Here is a 25,649-nt window from a genome sequence, read left to right on the forward strand (position 1 = left end):
CCCCCACGGCACAGGTGCCCGTGGTGACGGAGGCAAGGGGCTGGGCTGGGCGGGGGCAGGCGCGCCCCCGACGGCACAGGTGTCCGCGGTGAAGGAGGCGCGTCGGCCCCGCACGGCCGTGCGGCGTTACGTGTCCGAGGAGAAGCGCAGGGCCGCCGGGGGGATGTGGGCGTCGCACCAGATGCGGGCGCCGGAGCGGAGTTCGTTGTCGGCGCCGATGACCGCCCCGTCGCCGATGACCGCGTCGCTGAGGACCGAGCGGGTGCCGACGCGGGCGCGGGTGCCGATGAGGGAGTCGGTGATGACCGCCCCCGGCTCGATCACCGCGCCCGGCAGGATCGTGCTGCCGAAGACGCGCGCACCCTCCGCCACGAAGGCGCCCTCGCCGACCACCGTGCCGCCTGCCAGCTTCGCGTCGGGTGCGACCTGGGCCGTAGGCAGGACCAGGCGGTCGCCGCAGCGGCCCGGTACGGCCGGGGACGGGGCGCGGCCGAGGACCAGGTCGGCCGAGCCGCGCACGAAGGCCGCCGGGGTGCCGAGGTCCAGCCAGTACGTGGAGTCGACCATGCCCTGGAGGTGCGCCCCGTTGGCGAGCAGGTCCGGGAAGGTCTCCCGTTCGACCGAGACGGGCCGCCCCGCCGGGATCGTGTCGATGACCGAGCGGCGGAAGACGTACGCCCCCGCGTTGATCTGGTCGGTGACGATCTCCTCCGGTGTCTGGGGCTTCTCCAGGAAGGCGAGCACCCGGCCCGTGCCGTCCGTGGGGACCAGCCCGTACGCCCTGGGGTCGGTGACCTTCGTCAGGTGCAGGGAGACGTCCGCGCCCGTCGTCTCGTGGGTGCGGACCAGCGCGGCGATGTCGAGGCCGGTCAGGATGTCGCCGTTGAAGATCAGGACCGGTTCGTCCGGCCCCGAGTGCAGCCGCGAGGCCACGTTGCGGATCGCGCCGCCGGTGCCGAGCGGCTCCTCCTCGGTGACGTACTCGAGGTGCAGCCCCAACGCCGAGCCGTCGCCGAAGTACGGTTCGAAGACCTCGGCCAGGTAGCTCGTCGCGAGCACGATGTGGTCGACGCCCGCCGCCTTCGCCCGCGCCAGCTGGTGCGTGAGGAACGGCACCCCGGCCGCCCGGACCATGGGCTTCGGGGTGTGCACCGTGAGCGGCCGCAGCCGCGTGCCCTTGCCGCCGACCAGGAGGATCGCTTCTGTCACCGTCGTCTCTGCTTCCTGCCGGGACCGGCCGAACTGTCTTTCGGCCGGCCAGTGTATGCAGACCGTTCCTCGGTGCCTTCGACGGCCGTGCGGTGTTCCGCCCTCAGCGGCCCTGGTACCGCGCGGCCTTCGCGCGGCTCGTGTCGAGCTTGCCGTAGAGCAGCTTGCCGGGGCAGTTCGTCGCGAAGCCGTCGCGGTGACCTGAGATGACGTTCAGTCGTACGTTCTTACCTTTTCGGTAGAGATTGCCACCACCGGACTTCAGGTATGTCTTCCCGTCGGGATTCATGCCGTAGATGCCGAGCTTCCACGCGGTGAGCCGCGCGATCGCCTTCACGGCGGCCGAGGACGGCTTCCTGTCGCTGTATGTGCCGAGGACGGCGATGCCCATGCTGTTGGAGTTGAACCCCAGGGTGTGGGCGCCGAGTACCGCCTTGGACACGCCCCCGGCGCGGCCCTCGTAGATGTTTCCGCACTTGTCGACGAGGAAGTTGTAGCCGAGGTCGCGCCAGCCGGTGCTCCTGACGTGGTAGCGGTAGATACTGCGGATGACCGACGAGGCTTGCGAGCAGCGGTAGTTGTTGCCGGTGGCCGAGTGGTGCACGAAGGCGGCCTTGACCTTCTTCGTGTACACGAAGCCCTTCTCGCGCAGCCCTTCGTCCGCGCCCCAGCCGTGGCGGGTGGTGATGCTCGGGCGGGCGCCCACGAACGGCTTGGTGTGCTGCCCGGCGCCGAGTTCGGCCTCGGTCTCCGCCTGGCTCAGGGCCGGGATCTCGGTGGCGCCGAGCGGGGCGAGGCCGGCGTTGGCGGCGGAGGCGGCGACCGCTTCGGCGGCGGCCGGGGTCCCGCCGGACGTGGTCGTCGTGCGGGGCCCCTCCTCCGGTTCGGGGGCCCTGGCCGGCGGCGCCCCCTTGCCGGGGTCGACGAGTTCCAGGCGCATGCCGCCGGGCAGGGGTGCCGCGGCGCGGGCGGTCTCCGGCCCGCTCTCCGCCCGTACCCGCACCTCCACCCCGTCCGACTCGCCCACCCACAGGGGTGCGGTGGCGCCGCGGACCCGGCGCGAGGCGCTTTCGGGCGTGCCGGGGTCGGCGGAGTGCTCGGCGTTGTGGGTCTCCAACTCCTGCCAGGGGGACCAGGCGCCCGTGGCGGTCGCACGGGTGCGGACCTCGACGCGACCGTGGAGGGCCGTGCCGGGGTTGTCCCAGACGACGCCGACGAGCGAGAAGTGCCGTACGTCGCGGCGGGGCAGCCCCTGGGCGGCGGCGCCGGGGGCGCGGTCGGCGGTGAGGGGGGCGAGGGGCAGCGACTGGGTGCCGCCGGGGGCGTACGCCTCGGCGCCCGCCGCTCGCTCGGTCGTGGGCGGGGGCGGGGGCGCGGAGGTGGCCGCCGCCGCGGGTGGGGTGAGCGGGACCGCCAGGGCCGCCGCGCACGTGACACCGATCGAGGAAGCAAGGAATCCACGCATACCCCTGATACTGGACATGACCATTCAAATATGTCCATTGGAGATCTGACGGCCCGTAGGGTCCTTTCGTCCGAACCGGTGGTGACGCGGTACGCCGTCCGCTCGGTGCGGGTGTTGGGGGCCGCGTACGCTTGCGCGGATGAACGCGACCGACCGCACCCCTGCCGACCTGCTGAGTTCCGCGCTCGCCGCGGACCCGGGACGCCCCCTCGTGACCTTCTACGACGACGCCACCGGCGAACGCGTCGAACTGTCCGTGGCCACGTTCGCCAATTGGGTGGCCAAGACAGCCAACCTGCTCCAGGACGAACTCTCCGTCGAACCCGGCGACCGGGTCGCGCTGCTGCTGCCCGCGCACTGGCAGACGGCCGTGTGGCTGCTGGCGTGTGCGTCGGTGGGGGTCGTCGCCGACGTGGCGGGTGACGCGGCGTCGGCCGACGTGGTCGTCAGCGGGCCGGACGCGGAGTCGCTGGACGCCGCGCGCGCGTGCTCGGGGCCGCGGATCGCGCTGGCCCTGCGGCCGCTCGGGGGGCGGTTCGCACCGCACGCGCCGGAGGGCTTCGCCGACTACGCGGTGGAGGTGCCGGGGCAGGGGGACCGGTTCGTGCCGTACGCGCCGGTGGATCCGCAGGCGCCCGCGCTGATCGTCGCGGGGCGGGAGTTCAGCGGGGCGGAGGTCGTGGAGCGGGCACGGGCGGAGGCGTCTGGGCTCGGGCTCACCGGGCCGGGGGCGCGGATCCTGTCGGGGCTGCCGTACGACACCTGGGAGGGGTTGAGCGCGGGGTTGTACGGGCCGCTGGCGAGTGGGGGGTCGGTGGTGTTGTGCCGGCATCTGGAGCGGGCGGGGGACGGGGTGCTGGATCAGCGGATCGAGGCGGAGAGGGTTTCTGCGACGGCTCGGTGAGGTGGGTGTACGGGGGGTGCTGATCCGGCGTTGACAGGGCGCCCGGGGTCCGAGCTGGGGCGGGGGGGGGTGTCGCGGCCCGGCGTTGCGGGGTGCCTCCCCCACCGCCCACCCGTGCCGCCCTGGGGGTACCTCCCAGGCCGTTCAGGCACTGGCGGAGGCACGACTGCCCGCAGCTGAGCGAGTCCGACCCGTTCGGCTCAGTATCGTTCCGCGTCTCCCACCCCCGCCCCGCATGATCGTGAAAGCGCACGCGTGCGGGACGGAGGGAGACGTGAGCGATGACGCCGGGAAGGCGGCGGGGGCGTCCGCGTCCGGGGCCGGGCTGAAGCGGCGGCGTCGCAGGCGGCGGCTGGGCCGGGCGGGGATCGCGGTCGCCGTGCTCGCCGCCGGCGCCGGGGGCGTCGGCTGGGCGGTGTACGCCAAGCTGAGCGGCAACATCACGTCGGACGAGGCGGCGGCGGCCGAGCTGGCCCGGTACGAGAGGGAGCGGCCCACCGCCCTGGTCCGCGGCGCTCAGAACGTCCTGCTGATCGGCTCGGACTCGCGCGCCGGCGACGGCAACGCGCGCTACGGGCGGGACTCCGGGACCGAGCGCTCGGACACCACGATCCTGCTGCACCTGGCGGCGGGCCGGGACAGCGCCACCGCCGTCTCCCTCCCCCGCGACCTGATGCTGGACGTGCCCGGCTGCCGCGGCCGGGACGGGTCCCGCACAGAGCCGGTGTTCGCCCAGTTCAACTACGCCTTCGCGGCGGGCGGTTCGGCGTGCTCGATCCGTACCGTGGAGAAGCTGACCGGCGTCCGCGTCGACCACCACGTGGTCGTCGACTTCCAGGGCTTCAAGAAGATGGTCGACGCGCTCGACGGCGTCGAGGTGTGCCTGCGCGAGCCGGTCGACGACAAGGACGCCGGGCTGCGGCTGCCGGCGGGCCGGGTGACCCTCGACGGCGAGCAGGCCCTCGGCTACGTCCGCGCCCGCAAGTCGCTCGGCGACGGCAGCGACACCGACCGGATGGACCGGCAGCAGCGCTTCCTGGGCGCGCTCGTGAACAAGGTGCAGAGCAACGGCGTACTGCTGAACCCGGTGAAGCTGTACCCGGTGCTGGACGCGGCCACGTCGTCGCTGACCACGGACCCGAACCTGGCGAGCCTGCGCGGTCTGTACGACCTCGTGCGCGGGCTGCGCGACGTCCCCACCGAGCGCGTGCAGTTCCTGACCGTCCCCAGGGAGGCGTACTCGGGCGACCCCAATCGCGACCAGCTCGTGCAGCCGGATGCCGGGAGGCTCTTCGCCCGGCTGCGGACGGACGAGCCGGTGACGATCGCGGCGCCCGCCGGGGGCGTGCCGGGTGACACCGAGCCCCCCGCGCCGACGTTCAGCGGGAACACCGCCGACGAAAAGGTCTGCGAGTAAAGCGCTTTCAAAGACGCGGCAAGACCTGAGCAAGGCACGCATGAAAGTACGGACAATTGTCCAAGAAATGCGCTGGATTGCCCAGTTGTAAGTTTCGTGGCATGCGTCACTGCCATCGCCCCGAGGCGAACCGGGCGGTTAATGTGAGCGATCCGGTGTGCCCGGCCCCCAGGTTCCGCCCGGGCCGCGCACCGAGCGAGCGAGACCGGGTGCCCTGAGGGGAGGGCGCCGCGTGGCCCCGACGGAGGATTCGGACAACCGTGGACGCGCAAGGCCGTGGACGGGCGGGGGACATCGACCCCGCGGACCAGTGGGTACTCAACCCGGACACCGGCGAATACGAACTGCGACTGCCCCCTTCCGCAGCGCAGTCGCCCGTGCCGGGCCCCCGGGGGGCCGCGCCCGCCGCCGCGCCGGACCGCGAGGTCCCGCCCCAGCGCAGGCGTCGTTCGGCCCCGGAGGAACCGCCGCCGGGACGGGCGGGGCGCCGGCGGCCCGCGAAGAAGAAGTCGCGGGGCAAACGCGTCCTGCTGTGGACCGGCGGCACCATGGCGTTCGTCGTCCTGGCCGGAGGCACCGCCGGATACCTCTACCTCCAGCACCTCAACGACAACATCCAGTCCGTCGCCGACGACGGCGCGAGCACCGGTGGCTTCCAGAAGGACAAGGCCATCAACATCCTGCTGATCGGCACCGACAAGCGCACCGGCAGCGGCAACGAGGGCTACGGCGACACGGGCAGCGCCGGCCATGCCGACACCACGATCCTGCTGCACGTGTCCAAGGACCGCTCCAACGCCACCGCCCTCAGCATCCCCCGCGACCTGATAGTCGACGTCCCCGACTGCCCGACCACGCAGGAGGACGGGACGCAGAAGGTCATCCCCGGTTCCACCGGCGTCCGCTTCAACACCAGCCTCGGTCAGGACGGCCGTACGCCCAGCTGCACCATGCGGACCGTCACCGAGCTGACCGGGGTGACGCCGGACAACTTCATGGTGGCCGACTTCAACGCGGTCAAGACGCTGACCTCGGCCGTCGGCGGCGTCGAGGTGTGCCTGGCGAAGGACATCGACGATCCGGACTCGCACCTGAAGCTGCCGGCCGGCGAGCACACCGTCGAGGGCGAGCAGGCGCTGGCCTTCGTGCGCACCCGGCACTCCGTGGGCTTCGGCGGCGACCTGAGCCGGATCCAGATCCAGCAGCAGTTCCTCAGCGCCCTGATGCGCAAGCTGAAGTCCAACGACACGCTGACCAGCCCGTCGAAGATGCTGAAGCTGGCCGAGGCGGGCACCGAGGCGCTGACCGTCGACTCCCAGCTGGACAGCATCGGCAAGCTGAAGGACCTCGGTCTCGAACTGGGCAAGCTGAACACCAAGAACCTGACCTTCACCACCGTGCCGGTGGTCGACAACCCGGCCGAGAAGGTCAAGGCGACCGTCGTGCTCAAGGAGGGCCCAGCGCAGCAGGTCTTCGACATGGTGGCCAACGACGTCTCCTTCACCGAGGTCAAGCAGAAGGAGAAGAAGGAGGCCGCCGCGGTCGCCGCCCGCCTCAAGGGCGAGCGGTCCGAGCCCTCCGAGGTCCGCGTCCGCGTCATGAACGGCGGCGCCCCCGCCGGCAGCGCCCAGCAGGAGCTGGCCTACCTGCAGACCGACGCCGGCGTCACCAAGTCCGAGAACGCCGGCAACGCCCCCGCCGACCTCTCCAGGACCACCCTGGAGTACGCCCCCGACCAGGCCAACCAGGCCCGCGCCCTCGCCGAGATCCTCGGCCTGTCCGGCGCCGCCATGAAGCCCGGCGAGAGCGTCACCAACTCCCAGGGCCTGCCCACCATGACCCTCACCCTCGGCAAGGACTTCAAGGGCGCCGGAGTCAAGATCAACGCGGCCGCCGGCAAGACGCCCGAGGGCGTCGAGAAGTCCACCGCGGACAAGGTCGAGTGCGCGAAGTGACCTGAGGGCCCCCGAACCCGTCTGACAGGACGACAGTCCATCGGTGCGCCGGGGACGGCCGGGACGGGACGGCCCTTTCGGGGGCGCGCAATCCGTCGGGGCCGCCGTACAGCCAACGAGGGGCCCCGGACGTCCAACTGTGCGGACAGGTCGCGCGCAGGGGCACGTCGGCGGGCCCGAGGGTGGGAGAGGGACATGACGCAGGGCAGTGTGCACGGGGAGGAAACGCGACCGGGCCCGGTACGGCAGGACCGTGGGACGGACACCGGCGACGGGGACGGCGGCGGTGCGGACACGTCCGGGAGGCCGGGCCGTCCTGGCGGGAGCCGCCGCCGTCCCGGGCGGGGCCGCGCCGGGCGCCGGCGGCGGGTGCTGCGCTGGTCGGCGACGACCCTCGCGGTGCTGATACTCGGCACGGCCGGCGCCGGATACCTCTACTACGAGCACCTGAACGGCAACATCGAGAAGGGCGCGCGCAGCAACGGCGACTCCAAGGCGCAGCGCACCGAGCCGAACGCGGCCGGGCAGACCCCCCTGAACATCCTGCTGATCGGTTCCGACAGCCGGGCCTCCGACGCCAACGTGGCGCTGGGCGGCGGCAGGAACAACCGCGACAACCCGCCGCTGGGCGACGTGCAGATGCTGATCCACCTGTCCGCGGACCGCAAGAGCGCGGCGGTGGTGAGCATCCCGCGCGACACCCGGGTGGACATCCCCGCCTGCGAGGACGCCGAGACCGGGGAGAAGTTCCCGGCGACCAACACCATCATCAACGAGTCGCTGGGCCGCGGCGGCGCCGGCTGCACGCTGGCCACCTGGGAGAACCTCACCGGGGTCTACATCGACCACTGGATGACGATCGACTTCGCGGGCGTGGTCTCGATGGCGGACGCCGTCGGCGGCGTCGAGGTCTGCGTGAACCAGAACGTGTGGGACCGCCCGCTGCCCGGCGTGCCCGGCGGCTCGGGCCTGAAGCTGGAGGCCGGCCGTACCAAGGTGCAGGGTGAGCAGGCGCTCCAGTGGCTGCGCACCCGGCACGCCTGGGGCAGCGACCCGCTGCGGGCCCGCGCCCAGCACATGTACATGAACTCGATGATCCGGACGCTGAAGCAGCAGAACGTCTTCACCGACACCGGCCGCCTGATGAACCTGGCCGAGGCCGCCACCAAGTCCCTGACGGTCTCCGAGGAGATCGGCACCGTCAAGAAGCTGTACGACCTGGGCATGCAGCTCAAGACGGTGCCCACGGACCGCATCACCATGACGACCATCCCCACCGTGCCGGACGACCAGGACGCCAACCACCTGCTGCCGGCGGCCGACGCGGACAAGATGTGGGCGATGGTCCGCGACGACGTGGCCTTCGACGACAAGGGAGGCAAGGGAGGCAAGGGCGGCGGAGGCGCCAAGGACGCCGAGAACCCGGAGGACACCGGGGGCTCCACCGGGCGGCCCTCCGACGAACCCGCCGCCGACTCCGACATCGGCGTCCTGGTCCAGAACGCCACCCGTTCCGACACGCTCGGCCCGGTCAGCGGCCGGGCCGCCGCGGTCGCCGGGGCGCTGACGGAGAAGGGCTTCGCGCGGGCCGCCACCGACACGACCGCCGCGCTCTCCGAGGAGCGGACCGTGATCCGCTACCCGAGCGACGGACTGGCGGGCGACGCACGACGCGTGGCCGAGGCGCTGGGCATCCCGGCGAGCGCGGTGCACAAGTCCGCCGACGTGTCGGGGATCACGCTGGCCGTGGGAGCTGACTGGCGCTCGGGCACGTCCTATCCGAAGCAGAAGACGCCCGAGGCGGGCGACCTGCCGGAGAGCAGCGACGCACTCAACGGCTCGGACACCGGCAAGTGCATGGACGTCTACAAGCCCTATCGATGGTAGGAGTTCACGAAAATAGGAGGGATTGCCCTGTTGTAGGGGCGGCGAATGTGACACCGGAGTCGTTCGCCGCTGAACTGGACGGATAGTGTGAGCGCTCCAGTGCCCCTGCCGCGAGGCCAGCCCTGGCGTCGTGCACTAGTTGACCCTTTATCGTGCGTCTTCCGGAGAAGGCGCCGCGTGGCCCCCGACGGAGGATTGGGAGACCGTGGACGCGCAAGGACGTGGGCGGGCAGACGATGTCGATCCCGCAGACCAGTGGGTACTGAATCCACGCACCGGTGAGTACGAACTGCGACTGTCCCCTTCCGCACCGCAGTCGCCCGTCCCCGGCCCCCGGCGGGGCGCACCCCGCTCCCCCGGTTCCGCCAAGGACGCCGGCGGCGGCGCGGGCACGGCGCGGCGGCGTACGGCCGCGCCCGGCCGCGAGGTACCGCCCCAGCGGCGGCGCAGGCCCGAGGAGCCGGCACCGGGGCGGCGCGGACGCCGGCCGGAGAAGAAGTCGAAGGGCAAGCGCGCCCTGCTCTGGGTCGGCGGCAGCACGGCCTTCGTCGTCCTCGTGGCCGGCGTCGGCGGCTACGTCTACCTCAAGCACCTCGAGGGCAACGTCTCGACGACGGACGTCGGCAGCGCCGGAAGCAGCAGCTTCAAGAAGGACGAGGCCTTCAACATCCTCATCATCGGCACCGACAAGCGCACCGGTGAGGGCAACGAGGGCTACGGCGACAAGGGCAGCGTCGGGCACGCGGACACGAACATCCTGCTGCACGTCTCCGAGGACCGCTCCAACGCCACCGCCCTCAGCATCCCGCGCGACCTGATCGTCGACGTCCCCGACTGCGAGACCGTGCAGGAGGACGGCACGAAGACGATCGTCCCCGGCACCTCGAACGTCCGCTTCAACACGAGCCTCGGCGAGAGCGGCCGGGACGCGGGCTGCACGATGCGCACCGTGAAGGAAGCGACCGGGATCCAGCCGGACCACTTCATGATGGCCGACTTCAACGCGGTCAAGACGCTGACCACCGCGGTCGGCGGCGTCGACGTGTGCGTGGAGAAGGCCGTGGACGACCCCAAGTCCCATCTCAAGCTGCCCGCGGGCGAGTCGAAGGTGGAGGGCGAGCAGGCGCTGGCCTTCGTCCGCACCCGGCACGCCTTCGGCAACGAGGGCGACCTGGACCGCATCAAGGTGCAGCAGCAGTTCCTGGGCTCGCTCATGCGGAAGATGTCCTCCAGTGACACCCTGACCAGCCCCACCAAGCTGGTGAAGCTCGCCGAGGCCGCGACCAAGGCCCTGACCGTGGACAAGGCCATCGGCAAGGTGGGCACGCTCAAGGACATGGCCCTGGAGCTGAAGAAGGTGCCGCCGAAGAACATCACGTTCACCACGGTGCCGGTGATCGACAACCCCGCCGAGAAGGTCAAGGCGACGGTGGTCGTGAACGAGACCAAGGGTCCCCAGGTCTTCGACATGATCAGGAACGACATCTCCTTCACCGAGGTCAAGCAGAAGGAGAAGAAGGAGGCCGCCGCGGTCGCCGCCCGTCTCAAGGGCGAGCGGTCGGAGCCCTCCGAGGTCCGCGTCCGCGTCATGAACGGCGGCGCCCCCGCCGGCAGCGCCCAGCAGGAGCTGGCCTACCTGCAGACCGACGCCGGCGTCACCAAGTCCGAGAACGCCGGCAACGCCCCGGGCGAGGTCGCCAAGACCACCCTGGAGTACGCCCCCGACCAGGCCGACCAGGCCCGCGCCCTCGCCGAGATCCTCGGCCTGTCCGGCGCCGCCATGAAGCCCGGCGAGAGCGTCACCAACTCCCAGGGCCTGCCCACCATGACCCTCACCCTCGGCAAGGACTTCAAGGGCGCCGGGGTCAAGCTCGACGCCAAGTCGGTCGAGACGCCGGACCTGGACAAGTCCACGGCCGACCAGAAGCAGTGCGCCAGTTGACCTGACGGGCCCCTCGCGCGTCTCTCATGACGGCGACGGGCCCGCGGGTGGCGCGGGGGTGGGGAGGGACGCGCAAGTGACGCGAAGCGGTGTGCAGGAGGAGGACAGACGGGAGTCCAGGCCGGACGGCCCGGATGTCCCGGATGTCCCGGACGGCTTGGAGACCAAGGACGACCCGGGGGTCCCGGGCGGCCCGGAGGCCAAGGGGACCGGGGGGACCGGCGGAGGCGGCCGGCCGCGGCGTGCCCGCCGGGCGCTGCGCTGGACGGGACTGGCGCTCGCCGTGATCCTCGCGGGCACGGCCGGTGCCGGCTACCTCTACTACGAGCACCTCAACGGCAACATCCAGCAGGACCCCCTGAACCTGGGGGACGGCAAGGTCGCCGCGCCGACGCCGAACGCGGCCGGGCAGACCCCGCTGAACATCCTCGTGATCGGCTCGGACGCCCGGGACAGCGAGGAGAACCAGCAACTGGGCGGCGCCCGCGAGACGTTCGGCTCCACGCCGCTGGCGGACGTGCAGATGCTGGTGCACGTGTCCGCCGACCGCAGCAACATGTCGGTGGTGAGCATGCCGCGCGACACCCTGGTCGAGATACCCAAGTGCACCGACCCGGACGACGGGAAGGTGCACCCGGCGAGCGACGGCCGGGTGATGACCAACCAGAGCCTCGGGCACGGCGGGCCCGGCTGCGCGGTGGCGACCTGGCAGGAGCTGACCGGCATCCACATCGACCACTTCGTGATGGTCGACTTCGCGGGCGTGGTCGCGATGGCGGACGCCGTCGGCGGCGTCCCGGTGTGCGTGGACGCCGACATCCACTCGCGGGACGCCCAGGGCCACGGCTCCGGTCTGAAGCTGGAGAAGGGCACGCACGCGGTCAAGGGCGAGCAGGCCCTGCAGTGGCTGCGCACCCGGTACGGGTTCGAGGACGGCAGCGACCTGGCGCGGGCCAAGGCCCAGCACATGTACCTCAACTCGATGGTCCGGACGCTGCGCGAGAACGCGACCCTCGGCAACCCCAACAAGCTGCGCAGGCTGGCCGAGGAGGCCACCTCGGCGCTCACCGTGGACCCGGGCCTGGACACCGTCAAGAAGCTGTACGACCTCAGCGACGAGCTGCGCCGGGTGAAGCCCGAGCGGATCACGATGACGACGATGCCCAACCGGTACGTGGGCGCGCGCGTGGAGCCGACCGAGGACGCCGAGCAGCTCTTCCGGCTGGTACGGGAGGACATCGCGCTGGACGGCAAGGACGCGAAGAAGAAGCCGGCGGAGCCCCGGGAGCCGGACGACCCCGCCGCCCCGGACGACGAGATCGCGGTCCAGGTCCGCAACGGCACCCGCACGGACCGCCTAGGCGCGGCCGGCGGACGTGCGAACACGGTCGCCGGTCTGCTGGTGGAGCGGGGCTTCACCAAGGCGGTCGCGGACCCCTCGGTGCTGCCGAGCGAGGAGCGCACGCTCGTCCGCTACCCGAGCGCCGACCTGGAGGGCGACGCCCGAAGCGTCGCCAAGTCCCTCGGCATACCGGCGAGTTCGGTGCAGCGGTCGACGGACGTCTCGGGCGTCACCCTCGTCGTGGGCGCCGACTGGCGCGAGGGCACCGCCTACGAGGCGCCCGAGTCCGACGACCGCACCCCGGAGTCGGCCGAGGCGCTCAACGGCGCGGACGCGAGCGCCTGCATGAAGGTGGACCCGGCGTTCAGCCCCTGAGGGGCGTCAGCGCGCTCCGGCGGCGTCGGCGGTACCGGTGTCGGCCTTGACGGCCGGGCGCCGCGAGGCGATGACCTTCCTGGCCAGCGACTTGGGGCTGGTCAGGAAGCCCCACCCCCACGACATGTGCATGGTGGCCAGCGCCACGGGGATCTGCGCCCGCGCCTTCGGCCCGAGCCCCTTGCCCGCCGGGACCGACCCGGCGGCGATGGCGGCCAGGTAGGCGCCCGGCACGACGAAGCCCCACGGCGTCAGCGCGGCGCCCACCACGACACCGGCCGCGATGGCGCACACGGCGGTCGGCGGGGCGAGGTAGCGCAGGTTGATGGAGCCGGAGTGGTAGCGGGCGACGACGTGCCGCCAGCGGCCGTAGTCCTTGTACTGCTTGGCCAGCGCGCGCACGCTCGGCCGGGGCCGGTAGGAGACCCGCAGCTCGGGCGAGAACCAGATCAGGCCGCCGGCCTCGCGGATGCGGAAGTTCAGCTCCCAGTCCTGGGCGCGGATGAACTCCTCGTTGTACCCGCCCTGCCGCTCCAGCGCCTCGCGGCGGAAGACGCCCAGGTACACGGTCTCGGCCGGGGCGGCCTGGCCGCCGGTGTGGAAGGCGGCGTTGCCCACGCCGATCTTCGACGTCATCGCGGCGGCGACGGCGTCCTCCCAGGCGTTCTCGCCCTCGGCGTGCATGATGCCGCCGACGTTCTGCGCGCCGGTCTCCTCCAGCAGCCGTACGGCCGTGGCGATGTAGCCGGGCGAGAGGATGCCGTGGCCGTCGACGCGGACGACGACCGGGTGGCGGGAGGCCTTGATGGCGGCGTTCAGCGCGGCGGGCGTACGGCCGGTGGGATTCGGCACGGTGTGCACGCGCGGATCCTCGGCGACGAGTTCGGCGGCGATCTCGTCCGTACGGTCCGTCGAGGGACCGAGGGCGATCACGACCTCCATCTCGCCGGCGTACTCCTGGGCGAGGATGGCGCGGACGGCGCCGCGCAGGTGCCGCTCCTCGTTGAGGACGGGCATGATCACGGAAACGGCGGGCGGCCGCACGTCGGACTTGGCGTTCATCGGTGCTCACGTTACCGCGAACGGGGGACACCGGTGCGCGCCGCGGGGGTCACAGCCCCGGGCAGCAGATCGTATGGGCCTACGGTGCTCACGGATCCCACGTCCGGCCTCACGGTCCGCAGCCAGGGCCCCGTCCTCGCGGAGGTGTCACCTTGCCCACGCCGCCCCGCTCCCCCCGGGTCCCGGCCTCGTCCCCCCGGGGCGGCCCCCCGCCCCAGCGCGGCGGACCGCGGCCCTCCGGACGCCCGCCCGGGCCCCCCGTACGGCGGAAGAAGCCGCGCTGGGCCATGCGGGCGGCGACCGCGCTCTCGGTGGTGGTGCTGGCCTCGGCCGGCATCGGGCACGCGGTGCTCTCGGGGCTGGACTCGGACATCTCGCGGGTCGACCCCTTCAAGGACATGAAGAACCGCCCCCGGGCGGGCGACGGGATGAACGTCCTGATGGTGGGCACCGACGGCCGGGACCGGATCAGCGAGGAGGAGCGGCGCCGGTACCGGCTGGGCGGCGCCCCCTGCCACTGCACCGACACGATCATGATCGTGCACATCTCGGAGGACCGGGAGCGGGCGAGCGTGGTGAGCCTGCCGCGCGACTCGTACGCCCTGACGCCCGGCCACACCGACCGCACCACCGGCGAACAGCACCGGGGGCACCCGGTCAAGCTGAACGCGGCCTACGCCGAGGGCGGCCCGCAGCTGACCATCCGCACCGTGGAGAACATGACGCACGTGAAGATCGACCACTATCTGGAGGTCGACTTCACCAGCTTCATGAAGACCGTGGACGTCCTCGGCGGTGTGAAAATCTGCACCGTCCAGCCGCTGAAGGACAGCTACACCGGGCTGAACCTGGCGGCCGGCGACCACACCCTGATGGGCGGGCAGGCGCTCCAGTACGTCCGGGCCCGCCACCTCGACGGGGCCTCCGACCTGAGCCGGATGAAGCGCCAGCAGCGCTTCCTGGCCGCCCTGATCGACCGGGCGACCTCGTCGGGCATCCTGCTGAACCCGCTGAAGTTCCGTGACGTCACCCGGGCCGTGCTCGGCTCGGTCCGGGCCGACAAGGGCTTCGGCACCGACGAGCTGCTGGCGCTGGGGCGGGCGATGCGGAACTTCTCGCCGTCGTCCTCCGAGTTCACCACCGTGCCGATCGGGAAGATGGGCTACGCGGTCAAGGGCGTCGGTTCGACGCTGAAGTGGGACCCGGCGAAGTCCGAGCGGATCTTCGACTCCCTGCGCCACGACAAGCCGCTGTCCGCGCCCCGGCCGAAGCCCGCGGGCCCGGCGCCGGTGCGCGTCCCGGTGGACCCGAAGCAGATCCGGGTCCAGGTGGAGAACGGCACCCGCACCGCGGGACTCGGCAAGCGGGTGGACGACGCGCTGGCCGCGACCGGCTTCCGCACGACCCGGCTGCCGCGCAACGCCGCCGACCGCGCCGTCGAGCGCACCGTGGTCGCCTACGACCCGCGCTGGGACCAGTCGGCGAAGTCGCTGGCCGCCGCCCTGCCCGGCAGCGAGCTGCGGCCGGTCAAGGGGCAGGGGGCGACCCTGAAGGTGATCGCGGGCGCCGACTTCCGGCAGGCCGTGAAGGTGCGGCCGGCCGACCCGCCGCAGGAGTCGGGCACCGTGGTGCGGGGCGACGAGGTGGTCTGCGGCAAGGAGTGAGCGCGGCCCTCACTTGCCGGAGACGGTGACCTTCTCGTCGTTCTTCAGCTCCTGGACGAGCTGCTTGACCTTGGCGTCGTCCCACTTGAGGTTCCCGCCGACGCTGCCGGAGATCGGCATGTTCATCGAGGTGCCCTCGCCGCCGCTGACGCTCTTCATCGCCCAGAACATGCTCGCCAGGTCGAACAAGCCCATGTCCTTGTCGACGATGAGCGAGTCCAGGCCGGCGCCCATCGTCGGGTACAGCTTGAACGGGTTGAGGACCGTCGAGGGGGTGGCCACCTGGCTCGCCAGCGCCGACAGGAACTTCTGCTGGTTCTTGGTGCGGTCCAGGTCGGAGCCGGCCAGCGCGTACCGGGTGCGGACGAAGGCGAGGGCCTCCTCGCCGTTCAGCGTCTGCTTGCCCTTCTTGAGGTCGGCGCCGGACTTCTTGTCCTTGATGTCCTGCGGGATGTCCATCTCGACGCCGCCGACCGCGTCCACGATGTTCGCGAAGCCGGCGAAGCCGATCTCGACGTAGTGGTCGAGGCGCAGACCGGTGTTGTGCTCGACGGTGCGCACCAGCAGTTCGGGGCCGTCCTCGGCGTACGCGGCGTTCAGCTTGGTGTGCCGGCCGGTGCCCGGGTAGGTCTTGCCGGAGTCGGAGCCGACGAAGGAGGGGATCTCCACGTCCGAGTCGCGGGGCAGCGAGATCAGCGTCGACCCGTTGTCCCCGGTGTGCAGGATCATCATCGAGTCGGTGCGCTTGCCCTCGGCGGAGCCGGTGTGCAGGTCCTTCTTCTGGTCGTCGGTCATGCCCTCGCGGCTGTCCGAGCCGACGATCAGGTAGTTCGTGCCCTCGCCGGCCTCGGGCCGCTCGATGACCTTGGACAGGTCGACCTCGCGGTTCAGCTTGGAGTCGGCCCAGAAGTAGGTGCCGACGGTGGTGACGACCAGCGCGGTCACGACCGTGATCGCGGTCCACTTGATCCGTCTGCGCCAGTCCGGCGCGGGCCGGCCGGCGCCGCCGCGGCCCTGTCCCGGCCCGTGGCCGCCGGGGCTGCCGTAGACCTGGCCGGTGTTGTACCCGCTGTCGTAGCCGTCGCCGCCGTGGCCCTGGCCGTCGACGTAGGACGGCTGCTGGGGCACCCCGCCGCCGTAGGGCGGGGCCGACGGGCCCGGGCCGGGCGGCGGGGCCGCGCCGCGGCGGACCTGGCGCATCACGCGTGCGCTCTCGGGCTGGGCGCTCCCGCTGCCACGTCCGTACCGGCCGCGGTTGTCACCGGACCATCCCTCGGGCCAATCATTCATGCGCACCAGTGTGCAGGTCCGCCCTACGGGCCATACAAGGGTCGTCGGAAAATCAGGTCAGCGCTGTTGCGAAGCTGACACAAAATTACGGCGGTGTCGCCCCGGCATAAGGTGGAGGCCATGACAGACCAGGCAGAACAGGCCTCGGCCGCGCGGTCGGCGCCTCCGGAGATCCCGGGCAAGCCGACCTCGGCCTCCCGCACCACCCTCAGCCACATCATGACCCACGGGGACACCAACCTGCTGGGCACCGTGCACGGCGGCGTGATCATGAAACTGGTCGACGACGCGGCCGGCGCCGTGGCCGGCCGGCACTCCGGCGGTCCGGCCGTCACCGCGTCCATGGACGAGATGGCGTTCCTCGAACCGGTCCGCGTGGGCGACCTCGTCCATGTGAAGGCCCAGGTCAACTGGACCGGCCGCAGCTCCATGGAGGTCGGCGTGCGGGTCATGGCGGAGCGGTGGAACGAGTCCACCCCCGCCACCCAGGTCGGCTCGGCCTACCTGGTCTTCGCCGCGGTGGACGCGGACGGCAGGCCGCGCACGGTCCCGCCGGTGCTTCCGGAGACGGAGAAGGACAAGCGCCGCTACCAGGAGGCGCAGATCCGCCGCACCCACCGCCTGGCCCGCCGCCGCGCGATCATGGAGCTGCGGCAGCGGCGGGTGGCGGAGGGGTACGAGGACTGAGCCGTCGGCGCGCGCCCGCTACGGCAGGTTGCGCGCCATGACGATGCGCTGGACCTGGTTGGTGCCCTCGTAGATCTGCGTGATCTTGGCGTCGCGCATCATGCGCTCGACCGGGTAGTCGCGGGTGTAGCCGTAGCCGCCGAGCAGCTGGACGGCGTCGGTGGTGACCTCCATCGCGACGTCGGAGGCGAAGCACTTGGCGGCGGCGCCCTGGAAGGTCAGGTCCCCTTCTCCACCTCCGGCGGCAACGCGCTCGGACTTGGCGGCGGCGGCGTAGGTCAGCTGCCGGGCGGCCTCGATCTTCATGGCCATGTCGGCGAGCATGAACTGGATGCCCTGGAAGTCGGCGATCGGCTTGCCGAACTGCTTGCGCTCCTTGACGTAGCCCTTGGCGTAGTCGAGGGCGCCCTGGGCGATGCCGAGGGCCTGGGCGGCGATGGTGATGCGGGTGTGGTCCAGCGTCTTCATCGCGGTGGCGAAGCCGGTGCCCTCCTCGCCGATCATGCGGTCGGCGGGGATGCGGACGTTGTCCAGGTAGACCTCGCGGGTGGGCGAGCCCTTGATGCCGAGCTTCTTCTCGGGGGCGCCGAAGGAGACGCCCTCGTCGGACTTCTCGACGACGAAGGCGGAGATGCCCTTGGAGCGCTTGTCGGGGTCGGTGACGGCCATCACGGTGTAGTACTCGGACTCGCCGGCGTTGGTGATCCAGCGCTTGACGCCGTTGAGCACCCAGAAGTCGCCGTCGCGCACGGCCCTGGTCTTCATGCCGGCCGCGTCGGAGCCCGCGTCCGGCTCGGAGAGGCAGTAGGAGAACATGCCCTCGCCCTTGGCGAGCGGGCTCATGTACTTCTTCTTCAGCTCCTCGGAGCCGGAGAGGATGACCGGCAGGGAGCCGAGCTTGTTCACCGCCGGGATGAGCGAGGAGCTGGCGCAGACGCGGGCGACCTCCTCGATCACGATGACCGTGGCGAGCGCGTCGGCGCCGGCGCCGCCGTACTCCTCGGGGACGTGCACCGCGTGCAGGTCGTTCGCCGTCAGGGCGGTGAGGGCCTCGCGCGGGAAGCGGGCCTCCTCGTCCACCGCCGCGGCGTGCGGCGCGATCTTCGCCTCGGCGAGCGCACGGACGGCGTCCCGGAGCATGCCGTGCTCCTCGGACGGGCGGTACAGGTCGAAGTCAGCCGATCCGGCCAAGGTGTCTCACGCTCCAAAACGCTGTGATGCTGGGCACGCTAACTACCGTTAAGTAACCCAAATTTTAGAGCCCCGCCCGCGGTCGTGGATAGGTGAGCTTGACGACAGCCGACCGGGGCGCGCGCCGCGCGTCCCCGTATGCTCGGGCGCGCACCCCACGCCGTACACCTCTGGAGCACCCATGGCCCTCAAGATCACCGTGATCGGTACCGGCTATCTCGGCGCGACGCACGCGGCGGCGATGGCCGAGCTCGGTTTCGAGGTGCTGGGCCTTGACGTGGTGCCCGAGAAGATCGAGATGCTCACCCGCGGCCAGGTGCCGATGTACGAGCCGGGGCTGGAGGAGCTGCTGCGCAAGCACGTCGCCGGGATCGGGGGTTCGACCGGCCGGCTGCGCTTCACCACCGACTTCGCGGAGGTCGCGGCCTTCGGCGACGTGCACTTCCTGTGCGTCAACACACCGCAGAAGCACGGCGAGTACGCCTGCGACATGTCGTACGTCGACTCCGCGATCGCCTCGCTCGCCCCGCACCTGACCCGGCCCGCCCTCGTCGTCGGCAAGTCGACCGTGCCCGTGGGCTCCGCGGACCGGCTGGCCGCCTACCTCGCCGAGCACGCGCCGGCCGGCGCGGACGCCGAGCTGGCCTGGAACCCGGAGTTCCTGCGCGAGGGCCTCGCCGTGCAGGACACGCTGCGGCCGGACCGGCTGGTGGTCGGCGTGCGCAGCGAGCGGGCGGAGAAGCTGCTGCGCGAGGTGTACGCGACGCCGATCGCGGAGGGTTCGCCCTTCGTGGTCACGGACTTCCCGACCGCCGAACTGGTGAAGACCTCCGCCAACTCCTTCCTGGCCACCAAGATCTCCTTCATCAACGCGATGGCGGAGGTCTGCGAGGCCGCCGGCGGCGACGTCGCCAAGCTGGCCGAGGCCATCGGGTACGACGACCGGATCGGCCGCAAGTTCCTGCGGGCCGGGATCGGCTTCGGCGGCGGGTGCCTGCCGAAGGACATCCGGGCGTTCATGGCCCGCGCCGGCGAGCTGGGCGCCGACCAGGCGCTCACCTTCCTGCGCGAGATCGACTCGATCAACATGCGCCAGCGCGGCCAGATGGTGGAGCTGACCCGTCAGGCGCTCGGCGGCGGCCCCTTCCTCGGCAAGCGCATCGCGGTGCTCGGCGCCACCTTCAAGCCCGACTCCGACGACGTGCGGGACTCCCCCGCGCTGAACGTCGCCGGGCAGGTCCACCTCCAGGGCGCCCAGGTGACGGTGTACGACCCCAAGGGCATGGACAACGCGCGGCGGCTCTTCCCGACGCTCGGCTACGCCGACTCGGCGCTGGAGGCGGTGCGGGGCGCCGACGTGGTGCTGCACCTGACGGAGTGGCGGGAGTTCCGCGAGCTGGACCCCGAGGCGCTGGGCCAGGCGGCGGCGGCCCGGGTGATCCTGGACGGGCGCAACGCCCTGGACCCGCAGCTGTGGCGCAAGGCCGGCTGGAGCTACCGGGCGATGGGCCGCCCCACCGCCTGAACCCCGGTCCGCGCGGGCGGCGCCGGTTCGGCCGAGGCTCAGTCGGCCGAACCGGCGCCGTCGGCATTCTGCCCCATCGAGCCGTCCCGGGCCGTCGAACTCCGCGTCCCTTCACGCCTCCTTCGCGCGGTACCGGCGCATCTTGGCCCGCGCCCCGCACACCTGCATCGAGCACCAGCGGCCGCGTCCGGCGGGGCTGCGGTCGTAGTACGCCCAGAGGCAGTCGGCGGCCTCGCAGGCCTTCAGGCGGCTCCAGGTGCCCGCGACCAGCGCCTCGGCGATCGCGGCGGCGATCCGGGCGGTGAGCACGCCCTCCCGGGCCGGGGCGAGGGCGGCGGAGCCGTCGGCGTCGTCGACCGCCACCACCAGCGGAGCGGACCGCAGCAGCTCGCCGAGCGGGGTCACCGCGCGGTGCGGCGGGTGCCCGGCGTGCGCGAGCAGCGTCACGCGCAGGGACTCGCGCAGCTCGCGGGCGGCCGGCGGGGCGTCGTCCTCCGCCAGACCGAACCGCGCCCGGTTCTCCGGTGTGTCCAGGCAGTCGGCGCCCGTGTCGACGTCCAGCGTGTTCACCAGGGCCCGGACCAGCTCCAGACCCCCCGGCGCGGGCGACCTCACACTCATGTTTGTGACGTTACCGCCAATACGAGAGCATGAGGTAACCGTTACCGGTTATCCGTGCTGTGCCGGTAACCACGCGGACTTCAAGGAGGAAGTCATGGCTGTCGCCGAACTGGGCCCCGTCGTCCTGGACTGTCCCGACCCGCACGCGCTGGCGCGCTTCTACGCCGGCGTCCTCGGCGGGACCGTCGAGGACCGCAGCGACGACCAGGACGAGTGGGTCGACCTCAATCTGCCCGGCGGGCGGACGCTGGCCTTCCAGGGCTCCCCCGGCCATGTGCCGCCGAAGTGGCCCGGGGACGACGGCGCCCAGCAGTTCCACCTCGACCTCGACGTGAAGGACCTGGACGCGGCCGAGAAGACCGTTCTGGAGCTGGGCGCGCGCCCGCTGGACGCGGAGGACCGCACCCGCACCTTCCGCGTTTACGCGGACCCGGCCGGGCACCCGTTCTGCCTCTGCGCCTGCTGACACCGGCCCGCCGCACACCGCGAGACCTCCGGAGGTCCCCCCATGGCATCCACGGCACCCGTGGCCCGTTTCCGCTCCGTCGTCCTCGACTGCCCCGACCCTCATGAGCTGGCCCGCTTCTACGCCGCCGTCGTCGGCGGCACGCCCGAGGGCGAGGACCCCGACTGGGTGGTGCTCCAGGTGCCCGGCGGGCCCCGGCTGGCCTTCCAGCAGGCTCCCGACCTCACCCCTCCGGAGTGGCCGCGCTCCGACCGCAACGCCCAGCAGCTCCACCTCGACCTCGACGGCGGGGCGACCTGGGCCGAGATGGACGCGGCGCACGAGCGGGTGCTCTCGCTGGGCGCCCGCCCGCTGGACCTCGAGGACCGGGAGAAGAAGGACTTCATGGTGTACGCCGACCCGGCCGGGCACCCCTTCTGCCTGTGCCGCATCGAGCGCCCCTGACGGGGCCGGTGCTCAGCCGTCCAGCTCGGCGATCGTGGCCGTGGACGGCTCCCGGCGCTGCCGCACGGCGCGGGCGGTGAAGGCCGCGCCGCGCAGCACGCGCTGGAAGTTACCCCAGGTCAGCAGGGCCACGTCCGCCTCGTCCCAGCCGCGGCGCAGCAGCTCGGCGATGAGCCGCGGGTAGCAGGAGGGGTCGCCCAGCTCCAGGGGGTGGGCGGTGCCCGAGTCGTAGGTGCCGGACAGGCCCACGCTCTGCGGTCCGGCCACGGTGCGGACGTGGTCGAGGTGGTCGGCGACGTCCCGGACGGTCGGGCCGGTCTGCTCGGCGGTCAGCGGCACCATGCACAGGCCGCCGGCCGCGCCCAGCTCCACGAGCAGGTCGTCGGGCAGGTTGGCGGGGTGCGGGCGCAGGGCCCGGGCGCCGGAGCGGGTGCACAGGGCCGGCGCCTTGGAGACGGCGAAGGTGCGGCGGACGGTGCCGGCCGAGGCGCCGGAGAGGTCGGCGAGCACACCGAGCCGGTTCATCTCCCGGACGACCTCCTCGCCGAACCGGGTCAGCCCGGCGTCGCCCGCCCAGCTCACCCCGGACAGCGTCAGCACGCGCAGGCCGAGGGCGTGCAGCGAGCGCAGGATGCCCAGGCGGTCACCCAGGGCGGCGGCGCCGGCCGGACCGGGCAGCACGGCGACCCGGCCGCAGTTGCGGGCGTCGATGGCCTGCCCGGCGTCGTAGGCCAGGCGCAGCCCCTCCGGGTGGGCCCGCACGACCGTCTTGACCAGGTCCAGCTGCTCCAGCGTGGCGCCGACCGCGCGGTCCCCGCGGGCGTTCTCGGGGGTCTCGGGCAGGTGCAGCGACCACAGCAGCGCCCCGACGTGGCCCTCGCGCAGCCGGGGCACGTCGGTGTCGACGCCGCTCTCGCCCAGCTCCAGGTCGTACCAGGGCAGCCGCCCCAGGGCCCGGGGCAGCCCGCTGTAGCCGTCGGCGACGGGGTGGGCGGCCAGCACGGCGTGGGCGCGGGTCAGCGGCTCGTCGTCGGGGTCGGACACGGGCGCGTAGGGCTCGGGCGGGTAGGCCTGCGCGGTGAGCGGCTCGGACAGGTCGCCGAGCCCGCCGGCCTCGGTACCGGTGTGCAGGTCGTCCTGGAGGTCTGCCATGGCGCGCTCCGTACGCTCGTTCGTGAGGTACGGCCACCGTCGCACGGAGCGGAAAGGGCTTCCTGGTGGGTGGCGCGTTCGGGGGTACGGAACGGACCCGGGCCGCGCGGGGCGGCCCGGGTCGGCCGGGTCAGCCGTCCAGGTCCTCGATCGTCGCGTGGGACGGACCGCGCGTCGTGCGCAGGCCCCGCGCCACGTCCTCCGCGTCGCCCAGGACGCGGACCGCGTTCTTCCAGGTCACCTTGGCCAGGTCGGCGCGGGACCAGCCGCGGTCGAGCAGCTCGGCGATCAGGTTCGGGTAGCCCGCCACGTCACCGAGGCCGTCCGGGGTGAAGGGCGTCCCGTCGTAGTCGCCGCCGATGCCGAGGTGGTCGACGCCCGCGACCTCGCGCATGTGGTCGAGGTGGTCGGCGACCGTGGACACGGTGGCGACCGGGCGCGGCGTGCGCTCCTCGAAGGCCTGGTGGACCTTCATCGCCTCGGGCCCGGAGTCGAGGTGGTGGAAGCCGTGCTCGCGCATGTTCTCGTCCGCGGCGGCCGTCCAGTCCACGGCCGCCTGGAGCACGAACTTCGGCACGAACGTCACCATCGCCACGCCGCCGTTGCCGGGCAGCCGCTCCAGGACGTCGTCCGGGATGTTGCGCGGGTGGTCGCAGACGGCCCGGGCCGAGGAGTGCGAGAAGATCACCGGCGCCGTCGAGGCGTCCAGCGCGTCGCGCATCGTGGTCGCCGCGACGTGCGAGAGGTCGACCAGCATGCCCTCGCGGTTCATCTCCCGCACGACCTCTCGGCCGAAGGCCGACAGGCCGCCGACGCCGGGCTCGTCGGTCGCCGAGTCGGCCCACGCCACGTTGTCGTTGTGGGTGAGCGTCATGTAGCGCACGCCGAGCGCGTACAGGCCGCGCAGGGTGGCCAGCGAGTCGTCGATGGAGTGGCCGCCCTCGGCTCCCATCAGGGACGCGATCCGGCCCTCGGCGCGGGCCGCCTCCATGTCCGCGGCGGTCAGCGCGGCCCGCAGGTCCCCGGGGTGGCGGTCGATGAGCCGCCGTACGCAGTCGATCTGCTCCAGCGTCGCGGTCACCGCGCCCGGCAGGTCGGAGCGGACGTACACCGACCAGTACTGCGCGCCGACGCCGCCGGCCCGCAGCCGGGCCAGGTCGGTGTGCAGGTGGGCCGACTGGTCGGCGGCGATGTCGCGGGCGTCGAGGTCGTAGCGGACCTGCTCGCGCAGCGCCCAGGGCAGGTCGTTGTGCCCGTCGACGACGGGGAACTCGCGCAGCAGTTCCCGGGCCCGGTCCAGCGAGGTCATCCGCGTCCCCTCCGTCACTTTCCGAATCCGAAGCCGGCCGCCGAGCCCTCGACCTTGCTGCGCAGCCGCTTGCCCTTCTCGGTGGCCTGGTCGTTCAGCTCCTGCTGGAACTCGCGCATCCGGCCCTGCAGATCCTCGTCGTGCGCGGCGAGGATGCGGGCGGCCAGCAGACCGGCGTTGCGGGCGCCGCCGACCGAGACGGTGGCGACGGGGACGCCGGCCGGCATCTGCACGATGGAGAGCAGGCTGTCCATGCCGTCCAGGTACTTCAGCGGCACCGGCACGCCGATCACCGGCAGCGGGGTGACGGAGGCCAGCATGCCCGGCAGGTGGGCGGCGCCCCCGGCCCCGGCGATGATCGCCTTCAGGCCGCGGCCGGCCGCCTGCTCGCCGTACGCGATCATCTCGCGCGGCATGCGGTGCGCGGAGACGACGTCGACCTCGTAGGGGATCTCGAACTCGTCGAGGGCCTTGGCGGCGGCCTCCATCACGGGCCAGTCGGAGTCCGACCCCATGACGACGCCGACGACTGGACTCACCGGACTTACCGGGTTCATTCGGTGATCGTCCCTCTCAGGTAGCCGGCAGCGTGACGGGCGCGCTCCAGCACGTCGTCGAGGTCGTCGCCGTAGGTGTTCACGTGGCCGACCTTGCGGCCGGGCTTCACGTCCTTGCCGTACATGTGGATCTTCAGCTGGGGGTCGCGGGCCATGCAGTGCAGGTACGCGGAGTACATGTCCGGGTAGTCGCCGCCGAGGACGTTGACCATCACGGTCCACTTCGCGCGCGGGCGCGGGTCGCCGAGGGGGAGGTCCAGGACGGCGCGGACGTGGTTGGCGAACTGCGAGGTGATCGCGCCGTCCATCGTCCAGTGGCCGGAGTTGTGGGGGCGCATCGCCAGTTCGTTGACGAGGACGCGGCCGTCGCGGGTCTGGAACAGCTCGACGGCGAGGTGGCCGACGACGCCGAGTTCCTTGGCGATGCTGAGCGCCATCTCCTCGGCGTGCAGGGCCAAGTCCTCGTCGAGGCCGGGGGCGGGCGCGATCACCGTGTCGCAGACGCCCTTGACCTGCTGCGACTCGACGACCGGGTAGGCCACCGCCTGGCCGTGCGGGGAGCGGACCACGTTGGCGGCCAGTTCGCGGACGAAGTCGACCTTCTCCTCCGCGAGGACCGGCACCCCGGCACGGAAGGGCTCGGCGGCCTCCTCCACGGAGTCCACCACCCACACGCCCTTGCCGTCGTAACCGCCGCGCACCGTCTTGAGGACGACGGGGAAGCCGTCGCCCTCCTGCGCGAAGGCGGCCACGTCGGCCGGATCGCGCACGATCCGGTGGCGCGGACAGGGCACTCCGATCGCGTCGAGCCTCGCGCGCATGACGCCCTTGTCCTGGGCGTGCACGAGCGCGTCGGGACCCGGCCGGACGGGGATGCCGTCCGCCTCCAGGGCCTTGAGGTGCTCGGTCGGCACGTGTTCGTGATCGAAGGTGATCACGTCACAGCCGCGCGCGAACTCGCGCAGCGTGTCCAGATCGCGATAGTCGCCGATGACGACTTCGTTCACGACCTGCGCCGCGGAGTCCTGTGGAGTGTCACTGAGGAGCTTGAACCTGATGCCCAACGGGATGCCCGCCTCGTGTGTCATACGAGCGAGCTGGCCACCGCCGACCATGCCGACTACGGGGAACGTCACACCCCTAGCGTATCGGCCGCGGGGAGCCCACCTGTTTACCGGCCGTTTC

Annotated in this window: 21 protein-coding genes; 11 read left to right on the forward strand and 10 right to left on the reverse strand. The window is 72.2% G+C overall.

The window, feature by feature from the left end:
* Positions 1 to 126 precede the first annotated feature (126 nt).
* Together manB and IE108_RS16370 are read right to left on the reverse strand one after the other, a co-directional pair.
* Positions 127 to 1,209, reverse strand: coding sequence for a mannose-1-phosphate guanylyltransferase (manB, locus tag IE108_RS16365; protein WP_064728233.1), 1,083 nt, complete (start codon positions 1,207 to 1,209; stop codon positions 127 to 129).
* Between the two features lie 103 nt (positions 1,210 to 1,312).
* A complete protein-coding gene (locus tag IE108_RS16370) occupies positions 1,313 to 2,674 on the reverse strand; it encodes a peptidoglycan recognition protein family protein (protein WP_064728234.1) in 1,362 nt (453 codons plus the stop codon).
* A gap of 139 nt (positions 2,675 to 2,813) precedes the next feature.
* Here IE108_RS16370 and IE108_RS16375 point away from each other — a divergent pair, with 139 nt between their 5' ends.
* From IE108_RS16375 to IE108_RS16400, 6 genes are all read left to right on the forward strand, one after another.
* Positions 2,814 to 3,578 (forward strand): TIGR03089 family protein, encoded by a 765-nt coding sequence (locus IE108_RS16375; RefSeq protein WP_064728235.1) that lies wholly within the window; start codon positions 2,814 to 2,816, stop codon positions 3,576 to 3,578.
* A 274-nt stretch (positions 3,579 to 3,852) separates the two neighbouring features.
* A complete protein-coding gene (locus tag IE108_RS16380) occupies positions 3,853 to 4,995 on the forward strand; it encodes an LCP family protein (protein WP_064728236.1) in 1,143 nt (380 codons plus the stop codon).
* A 260-nt stretch (positions 4,996 to 5,255) separates the two neighbouring features.
* Positions 5,256 to 6,950 (forward strand): LCP family protein, encoded by a 1,695-nt coding sequence (locus IE108_RS16385; RefSeq protein ID WP_064728237.1) that lies wholly within the window; start codon positions 5,256 to 5,258, stop codon positions 6,948 to 6,950.
* Between the two features lie 195 nt (positions 6,951 to 7,145).
* Positions 7,146 to 8,837 carry an LCP family protein gene (locus tag IE108_RS16390; protein WP_189397676.1) on the forward strand — a complete coding sequence of 564 codons (1,692 nt, stop codon included), beginning with the start codon at positions 7,146 to 7,148 and terminating at the stop codon, positions 8,835 to 8,837.
* A 205-nt stretch (positions 8,838 to 9,042) separates the two neighbouring features.
* Positions 9,043 to 10,779, forward strand: coding sequence for an LCP family protein (locus IE108_RS16395; protein ID WP_064728238.1), 1,737 nt, complete (start codon positions 9,043 to 9,045; stop codon positions 10,777 to 10,779).
* Positions 10,780 to 10,855: 76 nt separating this feature from the next.
* On the forward strand, positions 10,856 to 12,496 hold the full coding sequence (locus tag IE108_RS16400) for an LCP family protein (RefSeq protein ID WP_064728239.1): 1,641 nt from the start codon (positions 10,856 to 10,858) through the stop codon (positions 12,494 to 12,496).
* Between the two features lie 6 nt (positions 12,497 to 12,502).
* On the opposite strand, the gene IE108_RS16405 is transcribed toward IE108_RS16400, so the two are convergent.
* Positions 12,503 to 13,558 (reverse strand): glycosyltransferase family 2 protein, encoded by a 1,056-nt coding sequence (locus IE108_RS16405; RefSeq protein ID WP_064728240.1) that lies wholly within the window; start codon positions 13,556 to 13,558, stop codon positions 12,503 to 12,505.
* A 152-nt stretch (positions 13,559 to 13,710) separates the two neighbouring features.
* Here IE108_RS16405 and IE108_RS16410 point away from each other — a divergent pair, with 152 nt between their 5' ends.
* Entirely contained in the window at positions 13,711 to 15,222 is a 1,512-nt protein-coding gene (locus IE108_RS16410) for an LCP family protein (RefSeq protein WP_435272311.1), read from the forward strand.
* 9 nt (positions 15,223 to 15,231) lie between these two features.
* Here IE108_RS16410 and IE108_RS16415 read toward each other — a convergent pair whose 3' ends face one another.
* Entirely contained in the window at positions 15,232 to 16,512 is a 1,281-nt protein-coding gene (locus tag IE108_RS16415) for an LCP family protein (RefSeq protein ID WP_189397678.1), read from the reverse strand.
* A 120-nt stretch (positions 16,513 to 16,632) separates the two neighbouring features.
* On the opposite strand from IE108_RS16415, the gene IE108_RS16420 reads away from it, so the two are divergent.
* Complete coding sequence (locus IE108_RS16420; RefSeq protein WP_064728243.1) at positions 16,633 to 17,199, forward strand: acyl-CoA thioesterase; 567 nt, start codon at positions 16,633 to 16,635, stop codon at positions 17,197 to 17,199.
* An 18-nt stretch (positions 17,200 to 17,217) separates the two neighbouring features.
* Here the strand turns inward: IE108_RS16420 and IE108_RS16425 are convergent, their stop codons facing one another.
* Entirely contained in the window at positions 17,218 to 18,390 is a 1,173-nt protein-coding gene (locus IE108_RS16425; RefSeq protein WP_064728244.1) for an acyl-CoA dehydrogenase, read from the reverse strand.
* A 181-nt stretch (positions 18,391 to 18,571) separates the two neighbouring features.
* Between IE108_RS16425 and IE108_RS16430 the strand changes: the two genes are divergently transcribed.
* The gene (locus IE108_RS16430) at positions 18,572 to 19,915 is read left to right on the forward strand and encodes a UDP-glucose dehydrogenase family protein (RefSeq protein ID WP_064728245.1); all 1,344 of its coding nucleotides are present in this window, start codon (positions 18,572 to 18,574) and stop codon (positions 19,913 to 19,915) included.
* A gap of 111 nt (positions 19,916 to 20,026) precedes the next feature.
* Here IE108_RS16430 and IE108_RS16435 read toward each other — a convergent pair whose 3' ends face one another.
* On the reverse strand, positions 20,027 to 20,536 hold the full coding sequence (locus IE108_RS16435) for a CGNR zinc finger domain-containing protein (RefSeq protein WP_064728246.1): 510 nt from the start codon (positions 20,534 to 20,536) through the stop codon (positions 20,027 to 20,029).
* Positions 20,537 to 20,630: 94 nt separating this feature from the next.
* Between IE108_RS16435 and IE108_RS16440 the strand changes: the two genes are divergently transcribed.
* Entirely contained in the window at positions 20,631 to 21,002 is a 372-nt protein-coding gene (locus IE108_RS16440) for a VOC family protein (protein ID WP_064728247.1), read from the forward strand.
* 42 nt (positions 21,003 to 21,044) lie between these two features.
* On the forward strand, positions 21,045 to 21,446 hold the full coding sequence (locus IE108_RS16445) for a VOC family protein (RefSeq protein WP_064728248.1): 402 nt from the start codon (positions 21,045 to 21,047) through the stop codon (positions 21,444 to 21,446).
* A gap of 12 nt (positions 21,447 to 21,458) precedes the next feature.
* On the opposite strand, the gene IE108_RS16450 is transcribed toward IE108_RS16445, so the two are convergent.
* From IE108_RS16450 to IE108_RS16465, 4 genes are all read right to left on the reverse strand, one after another.
* Positions 21,459 to 22,598 carry a dipeptidase gene (locus tag IE108_RS16450; RefSeq protein ID WP_064728249.1) on the reverse strand — a complete coding sequence of 380 codons (1,140 nt, stop codon included), beginning with the start codon at positions 22,596 to 22,598 and terminating at the stop codon, positions 21,459 to 21,461.
* A 130-nt stretch (positions 22,599 to 22,728) separates the two neighbouring features.
* The gene (locus tag IE108_RS16455; RefSeq protein WP_064728250.1) at positions 22,729 to 23,907 is read right to left on the reverse strand and encodes a dipeptidase; all 1,179 of its coding nucleotides are present in this window, start codon (positions 23,905 to 23,907) and stop codon (positions 22,729 to 22,731) included.
* 14 nt (positions 23,908 to 23,921) lie between these two features.
* Positions 23,922 to 24,464 carry a 5-(carboxyamino)imidazole ribonucleotide mutase gene (purE, locus tag IE108_RS16460; RefSeq protein ID WP_064728251.1) on the reverse strand — a complete coding sequence of 181 codons (543 nt, stop codon included), beginning with the start codon at positions 24,462 to 24,464 and terminating at the stop codon, positions 23,922 to 23,924.
* Positions 24,461 to 25,600, reverse strand: a complete 1,140-nt coding sequence (locus IE108_RS16465; RefSeq protein ID WP_079163531.1) for a 5-(carboxyamino)imidazole ribonucleotide synthase — start codon at positions 25,598 to 25,600, stop codon at positions 24,461 to 24,463. Before IE108_RS16465 ends, purE begins: the two co-directional genes overlap by 4 nt.
* Between the last annotated feature and the right edge of the window lie 49 nt (positions 25,601 to 25,649).

It is taken from the genome of Streptomyces parvulus (assembly GCF_014648855.1).
Taxonomy (GTDB): Bacteria; Actinomycetota; Actinomycetes; order Streptomycetales; family Streptomycetaceae; genus Streptomyces; species Streptomyces parvulus.